General features: G+C 28.7%; 15 protein-coding genes. 13 read left to right on the plus strand and 2 right to left on the minus strand.

The genetic code is table 11. The features are described 5' to 3' along the window. Positions 1 to 7 precede the first annotated feature (7 nt). On the plus strand, positions 8 to 625 hold the full coding sequence (locus U881_RS0106490; protein WP_024653722.1) for a DUF777 family protein: 618 nt from the start codon (positions 8 to 10) through the stop codon (positions 623 to 625). 227 nt (positions 626 to 852) lie between these two features. Continuing rightward, a complete protein-coding gene (locus U881_RS10945) occupies positions 853 to 1,476 on the plus strand; it encodes a BTA121 domain-containing protein surface lipoprotein (RefSeq protein WP_235048147.1) in 624 nt (207 codons plus the stop codon). A 170-nt stretch (positions 1,477 to 1,646) separates the two neighbouring features. Here U881_RS10945 and U881_RS10950 read toward each other — a convergent pair whose 3' ends face one another. After that, complete coding sequence (locus U881_RS10950; RefSeq protein ID WP_024653723.1) at positions 1,647 to 2,480, minus strand: BB0158 famile outer surface lipoprotein; 834 nt, start codon at positions 2,478 to 2,480, stop codon at positions 1,647 to 1,649. Between the two features lie 308 nt (positions 2,481 to 2,788). Continuing rightward, positions 2,789 to 3,646 carry a S2/P23 family protein gene (locus U881_RS0106505; RefSeq protein WP_024653724.1) on the minus strand — a complete coding sequence of 286 codons (858 nt, stop codon included), beginning with the start codon at positions 3,644 to 3,646 and terminating at the stop codon, positions 2,789 to 2,791. A 494-nt stretch (positions 3,647 to 4,140) separates the two neighbouring features. Between U881_RS0106505 and thyX the strand changes: the two genes are divergently transcribed. The 11 genes from thyX (at position 4,141) to U881_RS0106575 (ending at position 16,991) form a co-directional block, all read left to right on the plus strand. Continuing rightward, positions 4,141 to 4,959, plus strand: coding sequence for an FAD-dependent thymidylate synthase (gene thyX, locus U881_RS0106510; RefSeq protein ID WP_024653725.1), 819 nt, complete (start codon positions 4,141 to 4,143; stop codon positions 4,957 to 4,959). A 102-nt stretch (positions 4,960 to 5,061) separates the two neighbouring features. Continuing rightward, positions 5,062 to 5,388 carry a class Ib ribonucleoside-diphosphate reductase assembly flavoprotein NrdI gene (gene nrdI / locus U881_RS0106515; protein ID WP_235048154.1) on the plus strand — a complete coding sequence of 109 codons (327 nt, stop codon included), beginning with the start codon at positions 5,062 to 5,064 and terminating at the stop codon, positions 5,386 to 5,388. After that, positions 5,363 to 7,435 (plus strand): class 1b ribonucleoside-diphosphate reductase subunit alpha, encoded by a 2,073-nt coding sequence (nrdE, locus tag U881_RS0106520; protein WP_235048148.1) that lies wholly within the window; start codon positions 5,363 to 5,365, stop codon positions 7,433 to 7,435. The genes nrdI and nrdE overlap by 26 nt, the downstream gene beginning before the upstream one ends. Before the next feature lie 76 nt (positions 7,436 to 7,511). After that, entirely contained in the window at positions 7,512 to 8,474 is a 963-nt protein-coding gene (gene nrdF / locus U881_RS0106525) for a class 1b ribonucleoside-diphosphate reductase subunit beta (protein ID WP_038363914.1), read from the plus strand. Between the two features lie 409 nt (positions 8,475 to 8,883). Further along, the gene (locus tag U881_RS0106535) at positions 8,884 to 9,573 is read left to right on the plus strand and encodes a hypothetical protein (RefSeq protein WP_024653730.1); all 690 of its coding nucleotides are present in this window, start codon (positions 8,884 to 8,886) and stop codon (positions 9,571 to 9,573) included. Between the two features lie 328 nt (positions 9,574 to 9,901). Next, the gene (locus U881_RS0106540; protein ID WP_024653731.1) at positions 9,902 to 10,726 is read left to right on the plus strand and encodes a hypothetical protein; all 825 of its coding nucleotides are present in this window, start codon (positions 9,902 to 9,904) and stop codon (positions 10,724 to 10,726) included. A gap of 334 nt (positions 10,727 to 11,060) precedes the next feature. Then, the gene (locus U881_RS0106545; RefSeq protein WP_024653732.1) at positions 11,061 to 11,861 is read left to right on the plus strand and encodes a regulator of G-protein signaling domain-containing protein; all 801 of its coding nucleotides are present in this window, start codon (positions 11,061 to 11,063) and stop codon (positions 11,859 to 11,861) included. 460 nt (positions 11,862 to 12,321) lie between these two features. Beyond that, positions 12,322 to 13,107, plus strand: a complete 786-nt coding sequence (locus U881_RS0106550) for a hypothetical protein (protein WP_235048155.1) — start codon at positions 12,322 to 12,324, stop codon at positions 13,105 to 13,107. 1,204 nt (positions 13,108 to 14,311) lie between these two features. Then, the gene (locus U881_RS0106565) at positions 14,312 to 15,199 is read left to right on the plus strand and encodes a hypothetical protein (RefSeq protein ID WP_024653734.1); all 888 of its coding nucleotides are present in this window, start codon (positions 14,312 to 14,314) and stop codon (positions 15,197 to 15,199) included. Positions 15,200 to 15,395: 196 nt separating this feature from the next. Further along, a complete protein-coding gene (locus U881_RS13340; RefSeq protein WP_024653735.1) occupies positions 15,396 to 16,145 on the plus strand; it encodes a hypothetical protein in 750 nt (249 codons plus the stop codon). Positions 16,146 to 16,382: 237 nt separating this feature from the next. After that, positions 16,383 to 16,991, plus strand: coding sequence for a hypothetical protein (locus tag U881_RS0106575; RefSeq protein ID WP_024653736.1), 609 nt, complete (start codon positions 16,383 to 16,385; stop codon positions 16,989 to 16,991). Positions 16,992 to 17,023: the final 32 nt, after the last annotated feature.

Consider the following 17,023-nt stretch of genomic DNA (forward strand, 5'->3'; position numbering starts at 1 on the left):
GGATTTTATGCAAAATAATTATGAAATTTCAAGAAGACTTGGAAATTTAAGTGGGAATTCGATATTTGAAGATATTAAGAGATATTTGCAAGATAATATATTTATTTGTCGTATTGGCATGGTTGAGGAGTTTGATTTTGAGCGGCAAGAGGGAATTGTTATTATTGAAGAATATGAAGATTTGCATATTTTAACTCGTAATATTTCAAATTTAAAACTTGAGCTTTCAGAAGGTGATAGGGTGGTTTTGCTTCAAAGTAGCATTAACATTTTTAATGAGGATGACAATAATTACTTTGATAAGCATTATTTTTATATCTTAAATGCGCTGACTCCTAAAAATTTGGGAATTAATGTGGATAGATTTGAGATTAATGTGGGTAAGCTTGATATTGCAAGTGAAAACTCTGCTTTTAATTTGACAAATATGATTTGTGATGGGGATCATGCTAAGATTTCTCTTAAATCTTTAGTTATTGAAGCTGAGAGGATTGAACTTAAAGGTAATTTGTATATCAATGGTAGGTTGTTTGAAAGTCATACTCATTCTGCTGGAAGTATAACTTATGTTAGTTCCAGCGGAGCTCCTACTTTTGCAACTGGAAATACTTCTGGTGTTTCTTGAATATTTTAAATTTGTTTAATCTATTTTAGTTTGTTCTAATTTATTTTCGTTTATTTGAATTTATTTTATGTTGTTTTTGGTTTTAATCTGTATATGTACTTATTACATGTACTTAAATATTGTTTTGGCTAAATATTGATTTAATTTTAATTAAATAATTTTATTAATACCCATTAAATTAACATTAATGAGATATCTTTTCTTAAGTAGAAGGAGATATTAAAATTATGAAAATTCTTGATAATTGGGCCCTGTTTTTTGTTTTGTTTTTTTGTTGTACGGGTGAGGAGTATGCAAGTAATTTTGGTTTATTTAGCGATTCTTATGAGTTTTATGATTCTCATGATATTGCTATTCAGGATATTATTGATAGCGATTTTGATATTGGTGTTAGCTTTGACAATGCTTCATTAGAAAGGTTGATTTCGGATTTTGATCTATCAGATGAAGAAAAGCAGGCAGTTAGGTTTTTAAGGAGTGCATTGACAGATTCTAGTGTTGCAGAGGGTATGTCAGATATACGTACTTATAGTGATGATGAGTTTTATGAATTTTTAGTTATTCTTAATGCTTCTAAGGTAAAAGAGGCAATTGCTGATATTGTTGTGACTTTAGGTATTAGAAATTCAATACTTGATGCCATATATGAATTTGCGGATGGAAATTTGAATCGCGATTCATTTGAAGTACAACTTGATATGCAAGAGAGAGAATATTTAAAAACTTTAAAAGTTGCTTGTAGTGGTGATAATGGTTATAGTGGGGCTTATTGGGCGCTTAAATCGGCTAATTGTTCAGAGCTATTTAAACCTCTAAAGAGACGTGTTTATGATGTTTTGCATGTGTATTAATTTTAATGTTTGTTAATTGGGGTGTTTGGTATTAAATTTGATGTATTTAATTTATTGCCGTTTCAAAATATTTCTGTTTAAAATTGTTAATATTAAATCGTTAATATTAACAATTTAATATTAACAACTGATCACCAATTGGTGATCAGTCTAGTTAACTTGGTGATCAGTTAGTCAACTGGTGCTTTGAAATTTGTATTTGCTATTTTTGTTGCTGGGTGTCTTTTTGTAACTTCTTTTAAGAATTCATTAAATCTTTGGGTGTTTAAGAGTATTATGTTTGTACTTGTTTTATCTGTAATTTCATCATAAGTTGTAAGTTCTGCTTTCATAAATGACCACCGATTATTCTCGTAATGTGTTTTAATAATGTCTAGTAATGCCTTTCCACCATTTGGATAGAGTGCGTAAAGCGACCCATAAATATATACTTTTTTATAGCCTTGAGCTTGAATTGATTTTTCCACTTGATTGGCGACATCGTTTCTCATATTTTGCATGGCTCCTTTGCGAAAATCCAGATCGACCAGGGTGTTTTTTAGCAATTTAAATGACCGTATCTGAATATACTCAACTAGGCTTTCAAATAATATTAGTGGCATAACGTATTGACTATACTCATCATGGCTTTTGATTGGTGCCACTGCGTATGAGTATTTAAATTTACCCTGAAATATTTTTGATTCTTGTGCATCTGGATCAATGAGATTTTGTGAATTGGTTTTGATCCAAGTAATCTTACAGTAATTTCTATTATATGACCACCAGTGACCAGTTACCATTAAACATACGTTTAAACTACCCTCTGTTAGTTGCATTGCATTCGGGTCTTCTTTATCTTCTGTATTACTGTTGTGTAGATGATCAAGACCATGGCGTCCTATTGTCCTGAACTGAGGAATATAAATTCCATTTTTATCTTTTCCTTCTTGTTGTAATGATTTGTCTGTATTGTGCAGATTACACGACACTAAAATCAATAGTAAGATGATGATTTTTATCACTTCTTTACCCCCTTAACTTATAACTTTTTTAATGTTTTTTTGATCTCTTTTTTAAAGTCGTTTAATATTTGTACCTTATTACAATATAAACAATTAGTATAATATAAATAATTTTTGTTTATAAAACAAGTTGTCTTAAATAGAAATTATTTAAATAATTGAAAGATTTTAAACAAAATTTTAAAGCATTTTACTCGGATTCAATGTAGTTTTTATAAAAGAAGCATCAAGTATTTCCAGAAGAAGTGCTTGATGCTTAAGAAATGTTTGTGCTCTTAAGTATTAGATTTAATTTTTATATCTTAAGATCAGTTGTTAATGGGTACTTGGAATTTGGTATTTGCAGTAGTTGTGCCTTGGTGTTTTTTGATTACCTCTTTAATAAATTCATTGAATAATTTTCCATTGAGTAATATATTGTGAGTTGTTTCTTGATTTGAAGTTTTATCTTTTACTTTAATTTCGGCATCCATAAAATTCCATTTGCCATCTTGATATAGGGCTTTGAAAGCAGATATCAACTCTGCTCCACCAGTTGGACTTAATGCATTGAGTATGCCATAAGGATATACATTCTTGTATCCATCTTCCGATGATTTTTCTACCTTAGGTATTCCTTGCATAAGACCACCAAGAACATTCTTATTGTTAAAGTCTAGGTTTGGATGATTTGTCAATTTAAATGATGTAACTTCAATGTTTTCATCCAAAGTTTCAAAGAGTATTAATGGCATAACGTATTTGCTGTAATCTTGATTGTACTTTATAGGTGATACTGAATATGAATATTTAAGTTTATCTTTTAGTGTTTCTATTGTCTTTTTGTCTGTGCCAATAATGTCTTTGGCTTTAATCTTCATCCAAGTAATATAGCATTTTTTTGGTTTTCTTGCGCAGCTACACCACCAACAGCTTATGCACATACATTGCTCTTTTTGTCCTTCGAGTAATTCAAATGTATCGTGTTTTTTTGCAAATAATTCATTTTCTAAATCTGATTTATCGTCTTTATCTTGATTTTGATGATCGTGTTTATGTGGATTTATAATATTGTTTAATGCATCGGTAATTTGTGTTTTTGTATGTTCATAATTGCCATCCAAAAAGCAAGATGTTACTTGTAATGATATTATAAATCCACATATTAAAATAATTATTTTTTTCATTTTATCCCCTCCAAATTCTTTATTTTATCATGAAAAAGATATATTTTTGAGAATATTTTATTTATTTTTTTAATTTTTATTGTGTAATTTGTAATTGATATTGGTTTATTGTAATTTATTTATTTTTCTTTTATTTTTTTTTGTCTCTAAGTGCATGCAGATTGCGTACAAAATTCTTATAAATTATATATGCATTTGCAAGTAAAATAGCTTGTTTAATATTGAATAGTTTTGTGTTAACATGTATCTATTAATTTTTATGTTGATTCTTATTTTAATTTTGATAGGCTCAAAATTGAAGTTTATGAAGAATTAAGGTGTTTTAATGTTTTATGGTTATTTTTAAGGTAAGGTAATTTACTATGAGTGTTGTTCTTAAAGCGTCTGTAAGTCATTTATAGTTTACTGATATATTTGTATTTGCTTTTGTGACTTAATACTCAGACGATAATTTGTTAGGTTTTTAAAAAAATTTTATTAGGTAGGGCAGTTTTATGCGCGATTATGTGGATAGGGCAGAAGAGATATTGGATCGAGAATATAAGGTTCTAGATAAAGGTTTCTTGAGGCTTGTTGATTATATGGGCAGTGATAACCGGATAGTTAATTCTGCTAGAGTTTCTTATAGGGATTCTAAGGCAAAGCGAGACAATGCTGGTCTTATTGACTATTTGATTAGAAATGAACATACAAGTCCGCTTGAGCAAGTGGTTTTTACTTTTCATGTTAAGGCTCCAATATTTGTTGCAAGGCAGTGGATGAGACATCGGACTTCAAGAATTAATGAAGTTTCAGGACGTTATAGTATTATGCGTGAAGAATTTTATGTGCCATTAAGGGAAGATATTAAGAGGCAGAGTGTAGTAAATAAACAGGGTAGATCAGAAGAGGATATTGAATGTGATATTGCTTTATCTGTTTTAGATGGTCTTAATGAGAATTATAAAAATGCTTATCAAATTTATGATGATATGATTAAAAAAGATGTCTCCAGGGAGCTTGCAAGAATAACTTTGCCTTTAAGTTTATATACCGAATGGTATTGGCAAATTGATCTTAATAATTTGTTTCGTTTTATTAAACTCAGAGCATCGGGACATGCACAAAAAGAGATAAGAGAATATGCTGATGTTTTGCTTAAGATTGTTGACTTGGTTGTACCATTGGCAACCAGTAGTTTTAAAAAGCATATTTTGGGAGGAGTGATGCTCTCGAGTGAAGAGGTATGTGAAATTCGAAAGGCATTGGATTTAACAAAAATTAATTTACCACAAAAAAGTTTAGATAGGTTAAAAGAAAAACTTAATTTGTAGTAATTTATTTGTTTTTTTATAAATTGTTGTTTTTAATATTTTTAGAGAGGTGAGTGTATTTTAGTAGTTTATGCTTCAAAAACTGGAAATGTAAGGCGTTTTATTGAAAAGACGGGATTTGAAAATATTGTTCGTATTGTGACTGGTGATGAAATTGTGAGTGAGCCTTATGTTCTTCTGACTTATACTATTTCATTTGGAAAAATTCCATCTGAGGTTGATAAATTTTTAAAGCATAATTTTAAATTTATGATTGGCGTTGCTGGTAGTGGAAATAGAAATTGGGGTGATTCATTTTGTAATGCTGTAAATTTAATAAGAGATGAGTATGGTGTTCCTGAGATACTAAAGTTTGAATTGTCTGGAACATCACACGATGTTAATAATTTTATAAAAAGGATTAATGATGAGACACTTAGAGTTAAATAATGAGATTATGGTTTTAAAGGACGGGTTTTATAGATTGGAGCGAGATCTTGAAGCTTTGGGTGTTTTTTTAGAAGAGATTGGGAGTAAGTCTTTAAAATTTAAAAATCCAAATGAAAGAATGCATTATTTGATTGATAACAGATTATATGAAGATTTTTATCAAAAGTATTCTGAAGATCAGATACTTGAAATACATAATGCTGTTTATGCTGAAGACTTTAAGTTTCAATCTTATATGAGTGCGTCAAAGTTTTATAAAGATTATGCACTAAAAGTAAATGACACTTATCTTGAATCTTATGAAGATCGAATTATTGCAGTTAGTCTGTTTCTTGCTGATGGTTGTTTTGATTTTGCATTAAAACTTGCTCTAGATATGATAAGGCAGCGATACCAGCCTGCAACTCCCACTTTTTTAAATGCTGGTAAGTGTGTTAGAGGTGAGCTTGTGTCTTGCTTCTTATTGGAGGTTGCAGATTCGCTTAATAGTATTACTTTTAATATTTCATCTTCAATGCAGCTTTCAAAAATTGGTGGGGGTGTTGCTTTAAATCTTTCAAATCTTAGGGCTAGGGGAGAGGAGATACGGGGCATTGCTAATGTTGCAAAAGGTGTTATTCCAGTTATGAAGCTTTTAGAAGATGGATTTAATTATGCAGATCAGATGGGTCAAAGAAAGGGTGCTGGTGCTGTATATTTAAATATTTTTCATTATGATATTGAAGATTTCTTGGATACAAAAAAGATTAATGCTGATGAAAAGAGTCGTGTGCAGACATTATCATTGGGAGTCATAATTCCAGATAAGTTCTTTGAACTTGCAAAGCAGGGTAGGGCGTATTATGCATTTGCTCCACATTCAATTTATAAAGAAACTGGTCTTGTGATGAATGAGATTGATTTTGATTTGGAATACGATTTGCTTGCAAATAATCCTCGTATTATGAAAAAAGAGCTCTCAGCTAGGGATATCCTTGTTCGTATTGCAAGGCTGCAGTTTGAATCGGGTTATCCTTATATCATGTATCAAACTGCTTGTAATTTAAACAATCCACTAAAGGGAATTGGACGTATTAAGATGTCTAATCTTTGTACAGAAATCTTTCAAATTCAGACATCTTCTGTTATTGGTGATTATGGTGATGGAGATGTTGTTGGATATGATGTTAGTTGCATCTTGGGTTCACTTAATATTGTCAATGTGATTAACAGTGATTTTGAATCTACTGTTGATTTGGCCATGAGGGCACTTACGTCTGTTGTTGATAAGACTAGCATTAAAAATGCTCCAAGCATACGCAAAGCAAATGATGATTATCGTGCTGTTGGTCTTGGTGTTATGAATTTGCATGGATTTTTGATTAAAAATAAAATTCCTTATGAGAGCGATGAGGCTTTGGATTTTGTTCGTACGTTTTTTATGTTGTTAAATTTTTATTCTCTAAAGAGCAGTATGAATATTGCAAAAGAAAGAAATTCGCCTTTTAAGGATTTTAAGCTTAGCGAATATTATAATGGCAATTATTTTGATATGTATCTTAATGAAGATTTTTCTCCAAAAAGTGAAATTGTAAAAGAAATATTTGGTTCACTTAAAATTCCTTCTAAGAGTGATTGGGAAAATCTTAAGAGAGATGTTCAACAATATGGACTTTACCATGCCTATAGATTGGCTGTTGCTCCAACTCAGAGTATATCTTATATTCAAAATGCAACAACATCGCTTATGCCCATTGTTGAGCTTGTTGAGGCTAGGGTTTATGGAAATTCTACAACTTATTATCCAATGCCATATCTTAGCAGAGAGAATGCTATTTGCTTTAAGTCTGCATATTATATGGACATGAGGAAATTGATTGATCTGATAAGCGAGGCTCAAAGGCATGTTGACCAGGGGATTAGTACTCTGCTTTATGTTACAAATGAAACTAGTACTAGAGAGCTTGTAAAGCTTTATATTTATGCAAAAAATAAGGGACTTAAAAGTTTGTATTATACGCGTAATAAAAATCTTTCAGTAAATGAGTGTATTCTCTGTTCAGTATAGTTTATTAGTATATTTATTTAGAGTCTTTGTTAATATTTATTAATTTTGAGATTTGTTTTTGTGAGGAGAGTTATTGATGAAAAGTAGAGAAGCTATAAATTGGAATAGGCTTAATAATGGCTATACCAAAATGTTTTGGGATCAAAATGTGAGGCAATTTTGGGTTGATGAAGAGATTCCAATCTCTGATGATAAATTGGTTTGGAATACATTGTCTATTGATGAGAGAGATGTTTATGAAAAGGTTTTAGGTGGGCTTACTCTCTTAGATACAGAACAAGGTTCTGTTGGTATGCCACGTATAGCTTTAGCTATAGATAATCTGGATTATAAACCAATTCTTGGGTTTATGGGGGCTATGGAGCATATGCATGCTAAGAGTTATAGTAGTATATTTTCAAGTTTGTCTAATATCGATCGTATAGATTATATATTTGATTGGGTTAAAACTTATAAAAATTATCAAGAAAAATTAAAATTGATTTTGGATAGGTATAATAACATTCATGATAGAATGAGTTTATATCATGCACTTTGCACTTCCGTATTTCTTGAGACTTTTTTATTTTATTCTGGTTTTTTTTATCCTCTCTATCTTGCAGGGCAAGGTAAAATGATTAATAGTGGTGAGATTATTAATTTAATATTACGTGATGAATCGGTTCATGGGGTGTTTGTGGGTCTTTTGGCTCAAGAAGAGTTTGACAAGATGACAACTAAAGAACAGGAATATGCCTACAAAGAGGTTGTGCGTATTTTAGAAAGGCTTTATGCTCTTGAGAGAGAATATACCAAAGAGCTATATTCTTGTATTGGCCTTGAATCGGCTGTTGATGTTTTTGTTAGGTATAATGCTGATAAGGCATTGATGAATTTGGGGTTTGATCCTAAATTCAATATTAAAGACACTGATGTCAATCCTTTGGTTTTAAATGGTCTTAGAACTGATACAAAGACTCATGATTTTTTCTCAACTAAAGGTAATGGTTATATCAAACCTATGCGTGTTGAGCCTTTATGCGATGATGATTTTATGTGAGCGTTTGTTTGATTTATGTGTGATGTTTAGGGGGTTTTTATGATTACTTTTATTATTTTGTCCATCTTTTTTTTAGCTTTTTTGTCATTTTTTTTGTCATTTTTTTTGTCATTTTTTTTGGTCTTTTCTTTTGCTTTTATATTTAAGATGTTTTTGTTTTTTATTAAGTTTGTTTTACTTTTTTTGCTCTTTTTCATTTTTTTTAAAGTTTTTTTGTTTTTTTTTGTTTTGTTTAATTTTATTAATACCTTTAAAAGATCACAATTTTGTTAATTTTTTTAATAATTTTTTTAAATTAAATGACCTGATAACATAATTTTATTATATAATAATATATATATATATTGAATAATATTCTAATTAGTTTTAAGAAGTTTAATTTTTTTGATTTTGGGGAAGGGGGATTTTTTTGAGGAGAGTATTTTTAATTTTGGGCATATGTTTGCTTTCTCTTATCTTTTTCTTTTTTGCGTGCGATCCAATAATTTTTGACGACGAGAGTGAGTTGCGAAATGAGGCTTATGAACGTTTAAAAAGCACGGTACTCAAACATAGAGATAGATTTGTTAATTCGGCTAATAATTTTAAGAAGGGAATTCGTGAAATTGATATTCCTTTTGGTGAAATTGTGTCAATTTTTTCTTTTCCAGATTTTATAACTAGTGTGTGTTCTGCTTTTGGATGTGATGTTACATCTTTGACTAGATTGATTAGAATTATTGCAAGATTAGATATCACTTCTGATTTAAAAGATGGAGATACGAAGATTGTTCATGATTTATTATATTTTCTAAAAGAAGTTGCAGGATCAATTGACGAAATCATTAATGTTCAGTTGAAAGATGAAGATTTGGAAAAAATTGGTTCTAACAGCGATGTAAGTGCTATTTCTGCAATCACTGATGCTTTTGAAGATGCAATGAATAAAGAACAAGCGCTTGTATCAAGGATGAAAGAGATGATATTGGAAATAGATCCAAATGGTAAAAAACAGGCTATTTTGCAACAGCTAGAAGATATTATGAATGATGAATACATTAATGCAAGTATGCATTTTATGAGAGATATGGCTAAAACAATTTCAAAAGTAGTTAAATGATTATTTTAATTTATATTAAATAGTTTGTTCTTATTTGATGTTTTATTAAGTTCTTTTGAGCACATTAGAATGTGATTTAAAGTACTCTGTCCTTTACTTTTTTGTTCTCCTTTAGTTTATATATGCCTAGAAGTATACTAGAATTTGTATCTTTTAGGTATTTTTTAAGGCAATTTTCCAAAAATTCAAGTTTTTTAAATTTTTTTAGGTTTTTATTTAAGAAGTATTGCAAAAATATATTTTGTATTGTATAAATATATTATCAAATGATAATGATTCTTATTTAGGATTTAGATATCTTGATAAATTTTAAAAAGGTGGGAATATTATGAATAAATGCAAATTTATGTTTTATGTTTTGTTGTTTGTTGCTGTATTTTGCAATTTAAATGCTAAGGTTTTTGCTTCAGAAGAGCTACAATCTTCTTTGGAAACACCATCATTACCTGAAACTAAGGACTCGAGAAGTTCGACTTCCTTGTTAGATGATGTTACAGTTGAATCTCAAAGTGCAGATCAAAATGTAAACCAAAATGTAAACCAAAATGAGAACCAAGATGTAAACCAAAAGGGAAATCATGATGCAAGCGTTTTAAAAGTTTTGGTACACGAATATAAAAATAAGGTGAAAGCAGCAAAAGATAAATTTGATCAATCTGGCTATAAATTTGATTTCAGTAAGAGGGTATTTGAAAAAGTAGATGGAGAAATTAAGCTTAATGAAGATTATGTTTATGCTGGATTGGGTTATGATATAGAGCTTATAAAGCATGTGGATGCACTTATAAGTAAGCTTGATTTAGAATCTATTTCCAAAGAGCATTTAAAATCTTTGTATTTGTTATTTAGTGATTTTCATTTCCATGGATATGATGATTTTTTAGATGAGCGACTTGGTGATGAAAATTTAGATAGGGTTGCAAAAAAATACGATGTTGTGGAAATTGCTGCTTATATAAAGGGATACTTAGATGCAGTTAATGAGTCTATCTCTGATATTAAAAAACGTATGTTAGAGGTAAATGTGAATCGCAGTAGTGAAGATATTTTGAATGAAATACATAATATTAGTCTTGAAGGTTTTCATGGTGAGGCGTTTAACAGTAGTTTTGAAAATATTGTAAAAACTCTTGTATATTTGTATGGGTTTTAAAGATCAGATTTGATTGGTTTTTTTTAAACAGTCTATTAATATTAGAGATGTGATAAAAATTTATAATTAAAGGACCTAATGGTCCTTTTTCTTTTTTTTCTATTAGTCTATTTGTCTTATAAAAAGGGGGATACTAATGTTTGTATCTTTTAGGTATTTTTAAGGCAATTTTTCAAAAAATGCAAATTTAAATGTAAGTTCAATTTTTTTTAGATTTTTGTTTAGAAAGTATTGCAAAAATATGTTTTATATTGTATAAATTATATTATTAAAAGATAATGATTCTTATTTAGGATTCAAAATGTCTTGATAAATTTTAAAAAGGTGGGAATATATGAAAAAGTATAAAGTTATATTTTATGTATTATTATTTGTTATTGTATCTTGTAATTTGGGTTCTGGAATTACTCCAGGAGAATCACAGACTCCTTTGGGAGATTCTTTGCCTAAAGATGAAAAGTTAAAAGAAAAATTTAACTTTGCGGATTTTGAATTGAAAGATGTAAATAGTGTGAAAGTTTTGTTACAAGCATATAAGAATAGAATTAAAGATGCAAAAGATAACTTTGACAAATCTGAACATAAGTTTGACTTTTATAATAAAGTGGTTAAAAGTTCGGTTGTATATTTTAATAATCAAGATGTTATGGCTGATCTTGATGAAGATTGTGTTTATGCTGGATTGGGTTATGATGTTGAGGTTGCAAAACATTTAAATTTACTTGTAAATAAGTTTAATGAAAAACCTTCAATTGAGTTTGCTGTGTTGTTAACCGGTTTAAATAGAGTTGGGAAAGAGTTTCATGATCTTTTATGTAAGGAATTTAGTGATGAAAATTTAGATAAGCTTATAGCAATGTATGATTTCAAAAAAATTGCTTCTTCTATAAAGGAATTTTTAATTTTAAGAGATGAAATAATATCTGTTATGAATAAACGTTTATTGGCAATAGATGTAAATAGCAGTAATGAAGATATTGAAAAGAAATTAAGGGATATCAATGTTAATGGTGTTGTTGATAAGGACTTTATGAAGCGTTTTGTAGATAATAATAAATATATTATTGATGGGTTAAATGCCGTTAATGGTAGACAAGCTGTTCAAGATGAAGAGCAGGAAGACGACGACAATTAATTGATAAATTAAAGGGCCTTATGGTCCTTTTTTTGTTATTTATAATTAGTAGGTGTATGTGAAATATAATTTTGTATTTGCATAATTTGTACAGTTGATTTTATAGATAATATATCAAGTCAAATTGTGTCATTGGCCAATCAATTTATTTGAATTAGATTTGGTTATGAGTATATGATTGTATTTGCTTTTAATTTTAAATAAATTATTATTTTATAATACCTTAAGCAATGTTTAGCCTTTAAAGATGCCTATTTGGCGTTTTTAAATTTTATTTATGTATATTTAGTTAATTTTTTAAATTAATTTACTTATATTAATATAATAGTATTGATTAATATGATAGTTGTGTTATAATTCTTAATTGTTGAATTCCAATAAGTCTTGGAATTTCAAAGTTTGGTTGATGAGATATAAATTTTTTAACTTTTTTAAATGAAGGAGATAAAGCGTGAGAAAAATGAGATTTATCATTGTGAGTTCTTTGAGTGTGCTGGTGGTTTTGGCTTGTAATCATTCAAAACAAGATGATCTTACTAAAAGTCAAGGATATAGTTCTGGGAGTGTTTCTTCAGTTGATCTGTCTCGAACTACTCGTAGTGCAGATTTTAGGAGAGGTTCTTTTGGTATATCGGATATATTATTGATATTGGAAAATTATAAAATGGAAGAGAAAAATCAAAAACTAAATTTAGATAGGCAGATCAAAAATGTTAATGATTTGGTTTTTCCTTTTCATAAGATGCCTTTATTGAAGGATAGTATTGCTACGCGTCATAATGTTATTGCGGCTTTGCAACATAAAAGTACGTTTTTGTATAATTTGGAAAATATGTTAAAGATATTGGATTTAGATAATGTTGATTCTAATGAATCAATACTTGCAAATAAGTTTGTATTGCTTTTAGAGAGATTATCAGATATTACTATACAATTGATATATGGAGATTTTCATAAGGCTTGTTTAGATAGGCTTAAGCGTGCTACAGATCAAGAGTTGCTTTCTATTATTTATAAGCGTTTAAAGAATATTATGCGAATAAGAAAATTAGTTTTAGACTCGTTTGAATTTGTTATGAATGTAGTTGCAGAGAATATGGATAGTCTTAAAACTAAGTTTGTGAATAAAGAGTATGTTTTAAGTACATTGAGCAGACTTGTTGGAGATGAGAATGTACTTGTTAATGTTTTAGAAGGCATGCAAGATCGTGTTAACAGTCTTAGAGCTTTGTTGAAAGCTCTTTAGTTATGAGTTTGAATATTGCAATGGATGGAGATAAAGATCAAAATAAGTCTTTATTTCTTATTCGTCTTGTATATATAAGTATTTTTGTGGGAAAGGATATGAAAATTGTCTGATGTTTGCAGTTTTGCATGTGGAGTTGTTCTTGTGGTTTTAAGAAGGAGATAGCATAGAAAATATGAGTGCAATTATTATAAACATGTCTTAGTTTTTTTAATTATGAACGAATCTATATTCTCTTTTGTGTTTTGCAATGCAGCTTGCTTTAACTTATGTTATTGCGGCTGCATTTTTTATATATGTGTTGTTTATTTGGGTTTTAGTATGATATTTGTGAATATAAACTTATAATATACACTGCTTACAATGTGACAAGCATGTGTATTTGGTTTTAATAATTTATTTTTTAAGAGGAGAATGTATAAAAGATTGTAACATAATTTTATTATCTTTATTAGTGATTTAATTTATTAAATTAAATTTTTTTAAAATTAATTTGATTATTTGTATAGAAATATTATTTGTTAGTATACGATTTCTTAGTATAATGTGGTTGTTTATAAAGTAAATATTGAATATAATGATTAAATATAATTTTTTTAAAAGGAGGTATGTTTCAAAAGTTACGTCTTGATATATCTTTGTTATTTTACTTGTTATATTTGTAAGAGCTTTTAGTCATTCAGGTACAATTGATGCTTAAGGATAATCTTGATTTATTCAGGTTGTTTGCTGGTATTGATTTGAATTTTGCACGTTTTCAAGATGCTGTTACTGTTGATTGAAGTTTTTTTATTTTAAATAGTTGATGTTCATAATTTGTGCTTAAGGTTAGAGGGTTTAAAGGCAAAAGATTTTTGATAAGCTTGTTTTTATTTGGGAAAATAGTTATGGGTTTGAGTGATTGGTTTTCCTTTAAGTGAAATAAAATGCCTTAATTGGTGGATAGCTTAACTGCCTGTCAAATATTATTAAATCTTGAAATATAGAGCCTATTAATCAACTTATTTTAATTTGTGACCTTTTTTAAGGTAAGGGTATTTTGTCTTCTGTAATAATATTGATTCTTTAAAATTGATATTTTATCAGTTGGAGTAAATGTTTTTAGTGGATTATATGACAATATGTGATGATAAATATCGATTTTAGCACAGCTTGCAAAATAAAGCTTGTGTGATTTTTATAGTTAATTTTAATAGGAGAATGTATGAAAAATTTTAACATTGTATTAGTGTGCGTATTATGTTTATTGTTGATCTTATTCATAATGTTTGGTTGGAATTCAGAAATCAAATACCACTCAGAACTTCAAAGAGATTTGGAGAGTTCAGAAGTACGAACAGTTCCAAAAAAAGTGAAAAATTTATCTCAAAAAAATGAAGTTTTACAAGAGGAGAATTCAATTTTGCAAAATGAAATTGATGAGATTTTGCATAATGACAATTCATTGTCCGAAGTGTCGCATTTGAACAAAACTAGGGAAGAAGCTTATGATGAGCTTGCAAATAAAGTGAAAAAACTTAAGAATAAATTTTTAGATGAAAGTTTACTGTTTGCTGAGGGTAAGCATAAGTTTAGTATGCCTTTTTTTGAACGATTTGCTAAATTTGATGGTGATGATAAAAAGGATATGGTTTATGCATCTTTGGGTTATGATGTTGGTGTTATTGAAAAATTAGAGAGGCTGGTTAGTAAGGTAGATTCAAATGTTCCATCTTATTTAAGTAGACTAGATAAAGGACTTGCTTCTGCTTTATTGGATGTTTTGTATAATGTTACTTATTATGTTAGGGAAGTTGTGCTCAATAATCATTTGAATTTTTTTAATTTAGAAAAAATCAAGAAGAATTATTTAATAACATCGAATGATATTGGGTCTATTAATGTTTTTCTTGATGAGTTGATGTACATGAGACGAAACTTGACATCTCAATTGCATAAGTACATCGTATTGGCAGAATCAAAAACAGATAAATCTGAGATGCAAGCTGCACTTAGAAAAATCGTTGAGCAGAATGGAGAAATTAAAAAATCGATAGTTAAGATGATGTTTGTAGCAAAATCAATTGAAAATTTGGTTAATGTTCAAGAATAGTGCTATTATTTTTAATAATTACGGTACTTGTAAAAAAATATAGGGTATTTTGGTTTAAAAAAAGCAGTAGTTTGCATGGAAATTTTGGTTTTATGATTTGATTTGTGCTTGAGGTAACTATATTAGTTATGGTAGTATCATGTCATGTAAAATTTATGTAAGCACTGCTTACTAGTATTACAACAAAGGAGAATATGTGAAGAAAATTGTCATGGTATTTTTTTATTTGAGTATTTTAGTTTTATTTTCAGTGACATTCGTATCTTGTGCATCAGAATGTAGTAGATTTTCAGATTCAAAAATCGAAAAAGTTTATAATACATTGATGTATAAGGTTGAAAGTTATAGGGCAGAATTTAAGAGACAATTTGACAATGTTGTTAATTTTAGAGTTTCCTTTTTGCCACAAAACCAAACTTGTGGAAATGATATATTAAAATTTAGCGAGGATGCTGCCAGACGTAGTATTATGTCTACTTTGGGAAGTAATAGTGAACTTGCTGGAAAAGTTGTAGAAATATTGTCCACATTAAATTTACGCATGGATAAGGGTGATGCTAAGGATATTGAGCTTGCTGTTAGGTTTTTGGATCAATTGCAATCTGTTACAAGATATGGATTTGTATTATTAGGTAAGCATTTAAACAAAAAGAACTTGAGAAAAGTTAGGGATCAGTTGAGATTTGAAACAGGATTAGTAAACTTGCTTGATGATATTGTGTTTCATTTAGATCAATTTATAAAGGCAAGAGTAGCATTGCTGTCAGAGATTGCAAGTTTTATTAATAATGCAGTTGCAAAAAGAGGTAATAAGTTGGAGATGATAAATTATTTAAAGAGTCAAATTGGGTCTAATACTGATATATTGTCAAGTAAAATTTTGGTTGGCATTGTAGATAATGTTTTGCAAATTGAGAAGAAATTGGATGATATATTTAAATTATAATTAAATAGTATTATTATTTAATTGTGTTTAATTTAAAGAGTTTTCAACTTACAAGAAAAAAACTTTTCTATAAGTACATTTGATTTTATTTTGTTATTTGATGTTGCAATTCAATTTGAGATTTTAAAAGAAAACTTTCAATTAATGACATTATCTTATTGTATTGTTTTTATAATATAATTGGTAGTATAATGTATGCGTTCTAATAATATATTGCTTGCACAAAGGAGTGGAGAGATGGATTTAAGAGATCAAAATTTTAATGAACTTCGACAAATTTTAATTGGGTTTAGAGAAGAACTTGAAAGTGAACGTTATGCATTTATTTCTAAACAGTATCAATTGGATATTAGTTTTGAAGGAGTATTAGATGATATTGTTTATTATCAGTCAGACAGAGACAAGATTTATACGATGTTGGGATATGATGTTGAAATTATTGGCAGATTAGGTTTGATTTTTAGTAAATTGCATTTTAAACATGTTTATGATAGAGATACAAAACTTATTATGAATTTGTTAAATGGTTTGATGCGCGTTTCGCACTCAATTCAGGCTCTCTTTAAAGATATTTTCAATCAAACAAAATTGAATTTGCTTAAGTTAAGAGATGCAGAAGATATTAAAAAAATTATTCTTTGCTTGGATCAATTTATAGAAATAATAAAAGACTTGATGTTTCAAGTTAAGGCTATTATAGTCTCTGCTGCATCAAAGATTAATGAAGAAAGTATATTAAAAGAGTTGACCAGAGTGATCTCTGGGTCAGATTCAAAGTTTAATAGTGGTGTTCGTGGTATTCATTATCTTTTGTTTGATATTACAGAGTTGGTTGATCTTTTATAGAAAATAAAAACTTTTTAAGAATATTGTATTTT

Origin of the sequence: Borrelia persica No12 (genome assembly GCF_000500045.1) — a bacterium.
GTDB classification, from domain to species: Bacteria; Spirochaetota; Spirochaetia; order Borreliales; family Borreliaceae; genus Borrelia; species Borrelia persica.

What these genes read in the sequence shown, in the direction of transcription:
- U881_RS0106490 (WP_024653722.1), top strand. Translation starts at nt 8, where the DNA reads ATGCAAAATAATTATGAAATTTCAAGAAGACTTGGAAATTTAAGTGGG.
- U881_RS10945 (WP_235048147.1), top strand. Translation starts at nt 853, where the DNA reads ATGAAAATTCTTGATAATTGGGCCCTGTTTTTTGTTTTGTTTTTTTGT.
- U881_RS0106505 (WP_024653724.1), bottom strand. Translation starts at nt 3,646, where the DNA reads ATGAAAAAAATAATTATTTTAATATGTGGATTTATAATATCATTACAA.
- thyX (WP_024653725.1), top strand. Translation starts at nt 4,141, where the DNA reads ATGCGCGATTATGTGGATAGGGCAGAAGAGATATTGGATCGAGAATAT.
- nrdE (WP_235048148.1), top strand. Translation starts at nt 5,363, where the DNA reads ATGATGAGACACTTAGAGTTAAATAATGAGATTATGGTTTTAAAGGAC.
- nrdF (WP_038363914.1), top strand. Translation starts at nt 7,512, where the DNA reads ATGAAAAGTAGAGAAGCTATAAATTGGAATAGGCTTAATAATGGCTAT.
- U881_RS0106540 (WP_024653731.1), top strand. Translation starts at nt 9,902, where the DNA reads ATGAATAAATGCAAATTTATGTTTTATGTTTTGTTGTTTGTTGCTGTA.
- U881_RS0106545 (WP_024653732.1), top strand. Translation starts at nt 11,061, where the DNA reads ATGAAAAAGTATAAAGTTATATTTTATGTATTATTATTTGTTATTGTA.
- U881_RS0106550 (WP_235048155.1), top strand. Translation starts at nt 12,322, where the DNA reads ATGAGATTTATCATTGTGAGTTCTTTGAGTGTGCTGGTGGTTTTGGCT.
- U881_RS0106565 (WP_024653734.1), top strand. Translation starts at nt 14,312, where the DNA reads ATGAAAAATTTTAACATTGTATTAGTGTGCGTATTATGTTTATTGTTG.
- U881_RS0106575 (WP_024653736.1), top strand. Translation starts at nt 16,383, where the DNA reads ATGGATTTAAGAGATCAAAATTTTAATGAACTTCGACAAATTTTAATT.